This is a genomic window from Streptomyces sp. NPDC051907 (assembly GCF_040681075.1).
Classification (GTDB): domain Bacteria; phylum Actinomycetota; class Actinomycetes; order Streptomycetales; family Streptomycetaceae; genus Streptomyces.
This window is the reverse complement of the sequence record NZ_JBFAYB010000158.1, coordinates 1-10923: the sequence shown is the minus strand read 5'-3', so window position 1 is coordinate 10923 and position 10923 is coordinate 1. Positions and strand designations below refer to the sequence as shown.

Below are 10923 nucleotides of genomic sequence, written 5' to 3'. Positions count from 1 at the left end.
CTAAAACCCCCCCCCTGGTGGGGTTGTTGTCGGGGCCTTGGGGCCCCGCCCCTCGCCGCCGCCCCAAGCCTTGGGCCCCGGCGCCGGCGCGTTCACGCTGGAGAGGTTGGGAAGGGGCGAGTGAGAACGCTCGCGCACCGTGGGGCACGGCACTTGCGGCCGCGCCCCACGGTGGCCCCTGAGCCTGGCGCCGAGTCGACGCCAGGCCTACGGGCGGATCACTTGGTCAGCTGGATCCGGAAGCCCGTCGACTTTCCGCCGGAGCCGATGAGAGACGCTCCCTCGGAGCCGCCGTCGACGCCGGCTGCCTTCCGGGTGGCGGAGCTGACGAGCTTGTAGACATCGGCTTGGTTCCCGCGTCCCGACGGCATCCACCACTGCTGACGCTCGTCGCCGGGCTTGCAGTCGGCGAGCTCCGCAGCCGCGCCGCCCTTGCCCTGCGGCACGGTCAGGCACTTGCCGGTGCTCTTCTGCGTGAGGGTGAGGTAGCCCTCCTTGTCGATGGACCGGGACCAGACCTGCTCGTCGCCGGTGGCGCAGTCCTGCTGGACGACCTTGGCTTCCTTGCCCGCCGTAAGGCACAGTCCGCCGCGCTGGCCGGCGAGCCGCATCTCCAGGGCGGGAGCAGGCTGATTCTTGATCAGGTACGGGCTGTTGGCGACGTTCTCCTTGGGCCACTTGGCAAGCTGGCTGCCCGCCTCGGGCCGGGGGTTGAAGTAGGAGAACTCGTCCTTGGCGCAGTCCAGGACGATGTTCGCCATGAGGTCCCCACAGCGGGGTGTGCGATCGCGTCCACGGCAGATGGGATCGCCGCCCTGGTCCTTCTTGTTGTCACAGTGGTTGACGCCGAACTGATGGACCATCTCGTGGGAGACCGCCGGGACGGTCGCGCAGTTCCAGGAGACAGCCGCCCGGCCCTTGAAGAGACCGGACCTGGACGTCTTGCTCGGCGTGGTCGCGACACCGCAGCCACGGGGGCTCGTGTCGTAGAAGTACACGGGCCGGGTGCGCTTGAACCGCTTCTTGGCCTCCGCGGAAGCCTTGCGCATCTCCGCTTGAACAGCCTTCTCCGCCTTCATCCGAGTCTGGACGAAGGACGGCTTGGACGGCAGGCCCTCGACGGCGACGCTCATGACCTCGATCTGGCAGTCCTTGTCCTGCACGAAGCGCAGGCGGCGGCTGTCACCTTGACCGAAGCGCTTGGCGCTTGCCTCGAAGATCTGGTCGGTGCTCCACATGATGTGACGGATGCTCTTCACCGCGTCGGCCGAGCCGGCGCCCTCGCGGTGAACGTAGATCGGCTGGTACCAGCCCTTGCCGCCGTTGTCCTGCTGATCACAGGCGACCGGCGGGGTGGACGTGGCGGCCGGCGAAGGCTTCTGCTGCGCCGGTTCTTCGCTCGCCCATCCGGGCATGCCGACCGCTGCCCATGCCAGCGCGGCGGCGACAGCCGCGGCCGTGGGGATCGCGACCATGCGCGTCGCTCTGTGTTGGTTCCTTGCCACGTGCTCTCCAACGTTGGAGGAGCCGAGGAAAGGGTTGCACTACGGGTGTTCTGGAGATCGCCCGGCGAACGTACAGCATGGCGCCCGTGAAGCCAAGAAGCGCGCGCCTTGGTAAAGGGTAGGCAAAGGGCCGGGACGAAGCGCGGGCCTCGAAGTCCCTCCCACGACACACCCAGAGCAGGAGGCCGGAAGAAGGGCCCTGCACTGCGGACCTGGAGGTCGCAGGGTGGGTCGCCGATCCGAGGAGGGATCGGCGATCCACTTCGTCCACGCCCGCACCTGGAACACACAGCCGGCCGACAGGCCGAAGGCGACCCGTTCGAGGGTCACAGAACAGGAGCTGTATGAGCCCATGACATCGGGGTGAATCCCCGAAAAGCCGCCCGTTCCTGCTACCCCCAGGCGGGCGTGCTCGTTCGCGGCCGCCCTCCAGAGGCGGACACGCGCCCTGCCCCCGGCCTGGCAGGGAGAAGGCCAGGTCAGGGGCAGGGTCAATGGTCGAAAGTCGAAGGTCGACCGAAGGCGTCGGGCGGGACGTCGCCGTCCCCGGCCGAGGCGCCGACCTACTCTGACGACACGTCAAATCTCATACATGCCCCCTTCGCTGCCCGTGACCACGAGTGAACTCGCCTCCAGGCTGTACTCGGTCCGCCAGACCTGACGGCGTTCACCGCTGTCGCACGCGAGCTGGACGTCCGCGGCCGATCCGCCCGTGTCCCGCAGGCACAGCCCCGACACCGCGTTCCGTAGCAGCACGGTGGGACCCTCGAAGTGCAGCTGGACCCAGACCTGCCGGTCGCTTCCGTCGCAGTCCGCCTCGCGCACCGCCTCGCCCGCCGCACTGGTGGCCGCCTCCACACAGCGCCCGCTCGAGGGGACGCGCAGTGTCGTGGAGCCGGCCTCGCGAAGGGTGGGGTCCGGCGCCGGCGCCGCGGACGGCGCGACCGGGGACGACGAGGGCCCGGGCTGCGAGGTGGCTCGGGAGCGAGTCGGGGTGGGCGCGGACGGAGGCTTCGGCTCACGCGACGGCGACGGCGACGCGGCCGAGGGCGCAGGCGTCGACGCCGTCGGATGCGCCGGACGCGATGCGGCCGGCGGCGGCTTCGACGGGAGAGCTTGCTGCTCCGGACCGAGGATCACGATGGCCGCGGCGCCCGCTGTCGCCACGGCCACGGTGAGAGCGGCGCCCTTCAGCGTGGAGGACGACAGGAACGACGCGGCGCCGCCTGAGGGGTCGGGCAGCACTGAGGCCGAGGCCGCCGCACCGGCGGGCGCGCCCTGGGCGCCGAGGTACCGGGACCCGCCCCACAGCAGCACCGCAGCCGGAAGTACCGCCCGCAGACGGGAGTTGAGGTCGACGAGGTCGCTCATCGTCCGACGGCAGCGCGCACAGGCGTCCAGGTGGCGCGAGAAGTCCTTGCTCGTCCTGCGGCCCGGCCTGCGTACGGCTGCCGCCAGCAGGCCCCGGTAGTGAGCGCATTCGTCGGAGTCCTGCACACCGCTGGAGGCGTGCACGCTCAGATACGCCTCCCGAAGACCCTCGCGCGCCCGCTCGGCGAGCGACCTCACACCGCTTTCGCTCAGCCCGAGCATGGGTCCTACCCGGGACACCGGCTCCCTCTCGACGGCTGTGTGCCACAGCACCGCCTGCCATCGCTCGGGCAGCTGCCGGAAGCTGCGGACGACGATGTCGTCCTCCTCGTTGCGGAGGGCGAACTCCTCGGTGTGCGAGCCTTCTTGAGCCCAGTCGTCGATCTCGTCGGTCAGTTCGGTGCGGCGGCTCGTGGTCGTCCAGGTGATGGCGATGTTGCGAACGGTGGTCAGCAGATAGGGACGCCATGAACCGCGCGGGCCGTGGCCGGCCCGGACCGCTGCGATGGCCCGTACGAACGCCTCGGAGGCGAGGTCTTCAGCGGTGTGCGAGTCTCGGCAGCACGTCCCGGCGTAGGCGCGGACGGCGGGCCGGTGGCGCCCATAGAGCTCGGCGAGTTCCTCCTCTCCGGCGTCCCCGTGGCGGATCGCGGCGGCGAGCTCTTCGTCTGACCGGTGGGGGCGGGAGAGATGCTTCTGAGACGTGGACATGCGTGTACCTGTTCTTCGCAGACCTGCGAGACGGCCGAATCCCGCTGAAGGGGGGAGGGTTGGGAAGGCATGGCTTCATCCGGCGGACGGGGGCTCGTCAGATCACCGGCTCCACGACCGATGACGCCCGCGCGTCCGTCGGGAGGCTACACCCTGGTCTGCCGCGGCCCTGACACGCAACCCCTTCCGCCAGGGAGCGGAGAGGTCTGGGCGCCGTAGACGGGCTCTCGCAGGCGCCGTGCTGTGCGCATCGCCGCACCCGAGGTCAAGGATTGGCAAAGTCGCGGGACGGTCAACGGGGGCCGCCGTCTTGGTCCGTGAGGCCTCGCAAAGAAGCGGGGCCCCGGCGGGTGCGGCGAACGTCAGCGCTCTCCCGCCGGGCGGAACGATCCTCGGTGGGCCCGGCAGGGTGCATCGAATCTCTTCGAAGGCACGCCAGTTGACCCGATGCGACACCCAGTTCCCGCCGACCGGCACTCGCCGGACGAGGCCGGGACGGCGCGGCGACCGTCGGCGCGCCCCCAGGGCGCCGCCATGACCCCGGGGTCACCTGACGTCAGCCGCGCCCGAGCGGCGGTCGGTCGACGCAGCGACGCACACAGCCCCGCGTCGTGTGCGGCACACCTCCCGCGACCGCCGTCGAGCCTCGCCACGCCTTGAGCACCGTGCCATCGTCGTAAGCCGCGGCCTCCCCCGCCGGCGCGAGCGCGGAACCTCCCCGGCACGGCGCGCCCCGCCAGCCAGGCGACTGGCGCGCAGTCCTACGAGGAACCTGATGCGACCTCGTGGTCCGCCTGCGCGTTGATGTGCGCGCGTGCCGCCGCGCCGGCGGCCTCGGGGTCACGGCGACGGAGGGCGTCGAGGAGGGCGTCGTGCTCCTCGATGACAGCCCGCCAGTTCTCCTGGTCCTTCGGCGCGGTGACGCGGTAGCGGCGGACCGTGAGCAGCAGCTGCTCCGTCAGGTCGGCGAGGATGCGGAAGCCCGCCCCGGCGGAGAGGGTCAGATGGAACCGCGAGTTCAGCTCGGGGAGTCGGTCCATCGAGCCTTCGGCGAGTTCGTCGCGCATCGCCTGCTGGACCTCCTCGAGGTCGGCGAGCAGCGCGTCGGTGACGCGTTCGGCCGCGAGCTGGGCGACCAGGCCCTCGATCGCCTCCCGCGCGAGGAACACGCCGCGCATCTCGGTGAGGTCCACCTCCGCCACGCTCACGCCCGCGTGCGCGCGGGAGACGACCAGGCCCTCGGATTCGAGCTGCTTGACCGCCTCACGGATGGGGATCTTGCTCACCCCGAGGTTTCGCGCCAGCTCGTCCATGTTGATGCGCTCGCCCGCACGGAGATCCCCGCCGGCGATGGCTCGGCGCAGGGTCTCGTAGACGAGGTCGGACTTACTCTTGAAGGCAGGTAGCGGCTCTGCCCAGCGATTCGATTCCATCCGGTTATCGTATGCGATATCTGCCGGGTTGCCCCTCACAGCGGCGGCAGGCCCATCCTCTGCCGGTGCGCGTCGCGCAGAAGGCTGGCCGGGCTCACCGCGGACGCTCCCCCGTCCAGCACCATCTCCGACCCGTTGAGCAGTGCCGCGTCGGGGGATGCCGCGAAGAGGACGGCGGCGGCGACCTGCTCGGGGCTTCCCAGGATGCCCAGCGGATTGCTCTGCCGCAGCCGTTCGAGGTCGCCGGCGCCGTCCAGACGGGACTCCGTGGCCGGGGTGCCCACCCAGCCGGGCGAGATCGTGACGAACGAGATTCCGTACTGACCATAGTCCACGGCGAGTTGGCGGGTCAGCGCGGCGACGGCCCCCTTGGCCGCGGCATAGGCGGGCAGCCCCGGCGCCGCCGTCTTGTGCAGCACCGAGCCGATGGCGATCACCCTGCCCGATCCGGCGGAGATCATCCCGGGCAGCACTTCGCGGACGCAGAGGAACACCGAGCCGAGGTTCGCCTCGAGGACGGCGTTCCACTCCTGCGTGGTCGTCAGATGCAGCGGCCGGCCCTCGGTCACCCCGGCACAGGCGACGAGCACGTCCACCGCACCGCCCTCCGGCGCGGCGGCGCGCACCGCGTCCGACACCTCGGTGGGGTTCGTGACGTCCGCGCGGCAGTACGCGACGCCGTCGAGGCCGGGATCGGCCACGTCGACGCCGACGACGCGGTATCCGTCGGCGACGAACCGGGCGGCGACGACGCGGCCGATTCCTCCCGCCGCTCCGGTGATCAAGGCGGTTCGGGGCATCTGTCCACACCTCACTGGTCGGCCCGACCGCCCTGGCCCACTGGGCGGCCTGGCCGGCAAGGCATGGGTTGAAGATAACGCAAGACAGTATACGATCTACGATATTTGCTCAACGTCTTCTGGAGGACCCGTGCATCCACCCGACCTTCTCGCCGCGCTCCACGCCCGCCGCGTCCTCGCCATCGTCCGGGGCAGCGACCCCGACGCGGCCCTCGCCACTGTCCTCGCTCTCGTCTCGTCCGGGATAGACCTGGTCGAGGTGTCGCTCAGCGGCGCCGACGCCCTGAGGGTGATCGAGAGAGCCCGAGCCGCACTCGGCCCCACGGCGCGGCTGGGGGCCGGCACGGTCCTCACCGCCGACGACGCCCGGCGCGCGGCCGAAGCGGGAGCGGCTTTCACCGTCACACCAGGGGTCACGGACGCCGTCGCCGTCTCGCGCGCGCTCGGACTGCCGGTACTGGCCGGGGTCCTGACGCCCACCGAGGTCGTCGCCGCGGTCGCCGAAGGGGCCACCGCGCTGAAGCTGTTCCCCGCGGGTCCGGGCGGTCTGGAACTGCTCCGGGCACTGCGCGCCCCGTTCCCCGACGTGCCGTTCGTCCCCGTCGGGGGCGTCGACGCGGCCGCCGCCCGCCGGTACCTGGCAGCCGGAGCGGTGGCCGTCGGCGTGGGCGGACCCCTCGTCGGCCGCGCGGCCGACGGCGACCCCTGCGGACTCGACGAGCGCATCGCGGCGTTCCGCTCGCTGTCGAAGGAGACGCCATGAGGGATGTGCTGACGTTCGGCGAGGCCATGGTCGCCCTGCGGGCGGATCAGCCGATCAGGATCGCCTCGACCCTGCGGATGTCGGTCGCCGGAGCGGAGGCGAACGTGTCGATCGGCCTGGCGAGGCTGGGGCACCGGGTGGGCTGGGTCGGCTGCACCGGCGCCGACGAGTTCGGCGCCCTCGTACTGCGCACCCTGCGCGCCGAGGGCGTCGACATCAGCCTGGCGGTCGAGGCGGAGGGTCCGACCGGACTGGTGGTGTTCGAGCCGCGGACCGCGGACGTGACACGCGTCCAGTACTACCGCGACCGCTCCGCCGGCTCGCGGATCGGCCCCGGACATCTGGAATCGGCCCTCGAAGAGGGCGCGCGCGTCATCCACACCACCGGCGTCACGGCGGCTCTCGGCCCGGGGCCGCTTCTGGCGGTGCGGGCGGCGGCACGGAGGGCCGCCGCCCTCGGATCGACGTTCTGCCTCGACGTCAACTACCGGTCGAAGCTGTGGTCGCGGCAGGAGGCGGCGGCCACGCTGCGACCGGTGATGCCCCAGGTGGACATCCTGGTCGCCTCCGACGACGAGCTGGCCCTGGCGGCACCCGCGGGAGCCGTCACCGAGGCCGAGCAGGTGGAGGCGCTGCTGGAAAGCGGCGTGCGGGAGGTCGTGGTGAAACGAGGGTCCGAAGGCGCCCAGGTCTTCGACAGCTCCGGATCGGTCGCCCGACCTGCGGTGGGAGTCACGGTCAAGGACACCGTCGGAGCCGGGGACGCCTTCGTCGCCGGCTACCTGTCGGGGTTCCTGGACGGGGAGTCCGTGGGGCAGCGCCTGGAGCGGGGCGTGACCGCGGGCGCCTTCGCGGTGGCGTCCATCGGCGACTGGGAGGGACTGCCCGCCCGCCACGAACTCGGTCTGATCACGGCCGCTCCGGGCAGCGCGATCCGATGAGACCGGACGAATGGAGGCCGCAGTGGCGGGCCTGTGCGCCCTTCCGGTACCAGCTGGCGGAGGGCGCACGCTGGATCGACGACCGACTGCTCTTCGTCGACCTGCTGGAAGGCGCCCTCTACCGCTGCCGCGGCCTGCCCGGCGCTGACCCGGAGCGGCTGCTGCAGCTGGACATGCCGCTCGGCGCGGCCGCCCCGGTCGCGGGGACGGACGGGGAGTGGATCGTCGCGGCGGGCGCCGGGATCGCCCTGACCGGCCCGGACGGCCTGACCTGGCTGTCCCGGCCCGGCGACCGCCGGAACAGGTCGATGCGGATGAACGACGGAGCGTGCGACCCTTCCGGCCGGTTCTGGGCGGGGAGCATGGAGGTCCAGGCCGCGACCGGCGCCGGCTCGCTGTACCGCACCGATCCCGACGGCTCGGTCCACGAGGTCCTCGACAACCTCAGCGTGCCCAACGGCCCTGCCTTCAGCGCGGACGGCAGGCTGATGTATCTGGCCGACAGCGCCAGAAGGGCCATCACCCGCCACACGGTCGACCCCGTGACCGGGGAGCTCGGCCGCCCGCAGCTGTTCGCCCACTTCGCCCAGGACGAGGGCCGCCCCGACGGACTGACCGTCGACGACAACGGCAACCTGTGGGTCGCCCTCTGGGGCGCCGGCCGCGTCCTGTGCTACCAGCCGGACGGCAGGCCCCTGCACACCGTCCACGTCCCCACACCGCACGCCAGCAGCGTCGCCTTCGGAGGCGGCTTCATGTTCGTGACGACGGCGCTGCACCGCCTGGAGCGCCCCGGCCCCCTCGCGGGGGCCGTGCTGGCCGGCTCCACCGGCGTCACCGCCCCGCCCGCCCGGCTCTTCGGGCCGCGGCGCCCCGCGTAAGCCCTCCCGGGCGCGGGCCTGCAGGGGCAGTCACCAAATCTTTCCCGCCCAACGCCTAGAAGTTATTTCGTATATGGAATACCTTCACGTCTCATCAGAACCCGTCCGGCCGCCCGGACATCTCTCTCAGGTGGTTTACGTCCAATGAGCACATCCCCGCTCGCCGCGGTCCCGGCGACGAGCCCCCAGCAGCCCGCCCAGAGTCGGCGCACGATGGTCGCCAGCACCGTGGGCACCGTCATGGAGTGGTACGACTTCAACCTCTACGGGCTGGCGTCGGCGCTCGTGTTCGGCCCGCTGTTCTTCGGGTCGTCGTCCACCGGGGCCACCCTCGCCTCGTTCGCCACGTTCGCCGTCGGGTTCGCGGCCCGGCCGATCGGCGGGATCCTCTTCGGCCACCTCGGCGACCGGCTCGGACGCAAGTACGTCCTCCTGATCACCATGCTGGCGATGGGCGTCGCCACCGCTCTCGTCGGCGTTCTGCCCACCCACGCGGAGATCGGCGTCTGGGCCCCCGTACTCCTGATCGTCCTGCGCGTGGCCCAGGGCATAGCCGTGGGCGGCGAGTTCGCCGGCGCGACCCTCCTGACCGTGGAGAACGCGCCTCCCGGCAGGCGCGGACTGTACGGAGCCATCCCCGCCATGGGCACCGGCGCCGGCTTCGTCCTGGCCAGCGCGGTCTTCGGCCTCGTCTCGCTGCTGCCCGACAGCGCGTTCCTGAGCTGGGGCTGGCGCCTTCCCTTCCTCCTCAGCATCGGCCTCGTGCTCTTCGGCATGTGGGCACGCCGCAATATCGAGGAGACCCCGGCGTTCACCGCGGTCGAGGAGAAGGCGGAGAAGGTCCGCTTCCCTCTGCTTCACACGCTGCGCACCCAGCCCGGCGCGATCGTGCGCACCATAGGCATCACCGTCTCGGGCTTCGTGTGGGGCTATCTCATCCAGGCCTTCGCGCTCTCGTACGCGACCACCACCCTGGACATCCCGAAGTCGACCATGCTCTGGGCCATCGCCCTCGCCGCCACCCTGGAGATCGGCGCGATCCCGCTGTGGGGACTCGTCTCCGACAAGATCGGCCGCCGTAGGACGGTCGCTCTCGGCCTCACCGCCACCGCGCTCTTCGTCTTCCCCTTCTTCCAGCTCCTGGAGACGCGCAGCACCCCGCTGATCTTCCTGGCCTTCGTCATCGCCATGCCGGTCTGCAAGGACATGGTGTTCGGCCCCCAAGCCGCTCTCGTGGCCGAGCAGTTCGACGCGAAGGTCCGCTTCAGCGGGGTCAGCACCGGCCGCGAGATCAGCGGCGCCCTCTTCGGCGGCACCGCCCCCTTCATCGGGACCGCACTGCTCGCCGGCACCGGCTCCACCGCCCCGGTCGCCCTGTACGTCCTCGCCGGCTGCGCCTTGACCTTCATCGCGGTCTTCAGCGGCCGCGAGACCGCCCGCGACTGACCGACCGGACACGCACCGCCGCAGGGCGCCACCCAGCCCGCGGCACGATCCACTGGAGAACCCCCTCATGCCCTCGCACCCCGTGCGCATCACCAGGATCGAGGCCCGGGCGCTGTCCGCCAGCTTCGACGACCTCTACGACTCCCCCGAGGACGTACCGGACTGGCTTCGCTACCCCGCCTCCAGCCATCTGGTCCTGCCGCGGCGGGGCCAGTACGCGACCCTGGTCAAGGTCCACGCCGAGGACGGCTCGATCGGCGTCGGCGAATGCTACGGGCTTCCCTCCCCCCAGGTGACGGCCACCGTCGTCAGCACCGTCCTCGCCCCGCTGCTGATGGGCCAGGACGCGCTCGCCACCACCGCGCTGTGGGAACGCCTCTACCAGGGGCAGGCCGCCGGAGGCCACAATCGCGGCTTCTATCTGGAGGCCCTGGCCGGCATCGACCTCGCCCTGTGGGACCTGCGCGGCAAGCTCGCCGGCGTGCCCGTGCACCGGCTGCTGGGCGGACCGGTCCGGGAGAAGATCGACTGCTACGCCAGCCCGGTCGCGCTCCATGCCGACCCCGCGGACTCCGGCCACCAGGCGCAAGGGTTCGTCAAGGACGGCTTCAAGGCGCTGAAGGTCAAGATCGGTCGCGGCGAGCGCACCGACCGGGCGCACCTGACGGCCGTTCGGGAGGCCGTCGGCGACGACATCGAGATCCTCACCGACGTCAACTGCGCCTACGACCTGGACGAGGCCACCCGCGTGGGGAAGATCCTGCGCGATCTCGGCATCTCCTGGTACGAGGAGCCCCTCCAGGTGGACGACCTGGCCAACCTGGGCGAACTGCGGCGCAGGACCGGTCTCACCATCGTCAACGGCGAGACCCACTTCACCCGCTTCGATCTGCGCGAGTCCCTGCTCAACCAGGCCATCGACGTCTTCATGCCGAACGTCGCCCGCTGCGGCGGCATCACCGAGGCCACCCGGCTCCTGACGGTCCTCGTAGATCTGGATGGTGGTGGGCACCTGGTTCCGGTTCAGGTCGAAGTAGCGGCCGCGCTCGACGCCGAACACCGCGTCGACGTG

General features: G+C 71.3%; 9 protein-coding genes. 5 read left to right on the top strand and 4 right to left on the bottom strand.

The features are described from left to right. Positions 1–218 precede the first annotated feature (218 nt). The 4 genes from AB0M39_RS39765 to AB0M39_RS39750 form a co-directional block, all read right to left on the bottom strand. The gene (locus AB0M39_RS39765) at positions 219–1475 is read right to left on the bottom strand and encodes an RICIN domain-containing protein (protein WP_365373403.1); all 1257 of its coding nucleotides are present in this window, start codon (positions 1473–1475) and stop codon (positions 219–221) included. Positions 1476–2084: 609 nt separating this feature from the next. Next, entirely contained in the window at positions 2085–3587 is a 1503-nt protein-coding gene (locus tag AB0M39_RS39760; RefSeq protein ID WP_365373401.1) for a sigma-70 family RNA polymerase sigma factor, read from the bottom strand. A 761-nt stretch (positions 3588–4348) separates the two neighbouring features. Next, entirely contained in the window at positions 4349–5020 is a 672-nt protein-coding gene (locus AB0M39_RS39755) for a GntR family transcriptional regulator (protein ID WP_365373398.1), read from the bottom strand. A gap of 35 nt (positions 5021–5055) precedes the next feature. Further along, positions 5056–5820, bottom strand: a complete 765-nt coding sequence (locus tag AB0M39_RS39750) for an SDR family oxidoreductase (protein WP_365373395.1) — start codon at positions 5818–5820, stop codon at positions 5056–5058. Positions 5821–5950: 130 nt separating this feature from the next. Here AB0M39_RS39750 and AB0M39_RS39745 point away from each other — a divergent pair, with 130 nt between their 5' ends. From AB0M39_RS39745 to AB0M39_RS39725, 5 genes are all read left to right on the top strand, one after another. Further along, positions 5951–6583, top strand: coding sequence for a bifunctional 4-hydroxy-2-oxoglutarate aldolase/2-dehydro-3-deoxy-phosphogluconate aldolase (locus tag AB0M39_RS39745; RefSeq protein WP_365373392.1), 633 nt, complete (start codon positions 5951–5953; stop codon positions 6581–6583). Continuing rightward, the gene (locus tag AB0M39_RS39740; protein WP_365373389.1) at positions 6580–7524 is read left to right on the top strand and encodes a sugar kinase; all 945 of its coding nucleotides are present in this window, start codon (positions 6580–6582) and stop codon (positions 7522–7524) included. Before AB0M39_RS39745 ends, AB0M39_RS39740 begins: the two co-directional genes overlap by 4 nt. Beyond that, complete coding sequence (locus AB0M39_RS39735) at positions 7521–8405, top strand: SMP-30/gluconolactonase/LRE family protein (protein WP_365373386.1); 885 nt, start codon at positions 7521–7523, stop codon at positions 8403–8405. Before AB0M39_RS39740 ends, AB0M39_RS39735 begins: the two co-directional genes overlap by 4 nt. Positions 8406–8549: 144 nt before the next feature. After that, entirely contained in the window at positions 8550–9851 is a 1302-nt protein-coding gene (locus AB0M39_RS39730; RefSeq protein ID WP_365373384.1) for an MFS transporter, read from the top strand. A gap of 67 nt (positions 9852–9918) precedes the next feature. Next, positions 9919–10923 (top strand): mandelate racemase/muconate lactonizing enzyme family protein (locus tag AB0M39_RS39725; RefSeq protein WP_365373382.1); only part of this gene is annotated, 1005 nt, incomplete at its 3' end.

Coding starts and splice junctions, on each gene's coding strand:
- AB0M39_RS39765 (WP_365373403.1), bottom strand. CDS start 1,475: ATGGTCGCGATCCCCACGGCCGCGGCTGTCGCCGCCGCGCTGGCATGG.
- AB0M39_RS39760 (WP_365373401.1), bottom strand. CDS start 3,587: ATGTCCACGTCTCAGAAGCATCTCTCCCGCCCCCACCGGTCAGACGAA.
- AB0M39_RS39755 (WP_365373398.1), bottom strand. CDS start 5,020: ATGGAATCGAATCGCTGGGCAGAGCCGCTACCTGCCTTCAAGAGTAAG.
- AB0M39_RS39750 (WP_365373395.1), bottom strand. CDS start 5,820: ATGCCCCGAACCGCCTTGATCACCGGAGCGGCGGGAGGAATCGGCCGC.
- AB0M39_RS39740 (WP_365373389.1), top strand. CDS start 6,580: ATGAGGGATGTGCTGACGTTCGGCGAGGCCATGGTCGCCCTGCGGGCG.
- AB0M39_RS39735 (WP_365373386.1), top strand. CDS start 7,521: ATGAGACCGGACGAATGGAGGCCGCAGTGGCGGGCCTGTGCGCCCTTC.
- AB0M39_RS39730 (WP_365373384.1), top strand. CDS start 8,550: ATGAGCACATCCCCGCTCGCCGCGGTCCCGGCGACGAGCCCCCAGCAG.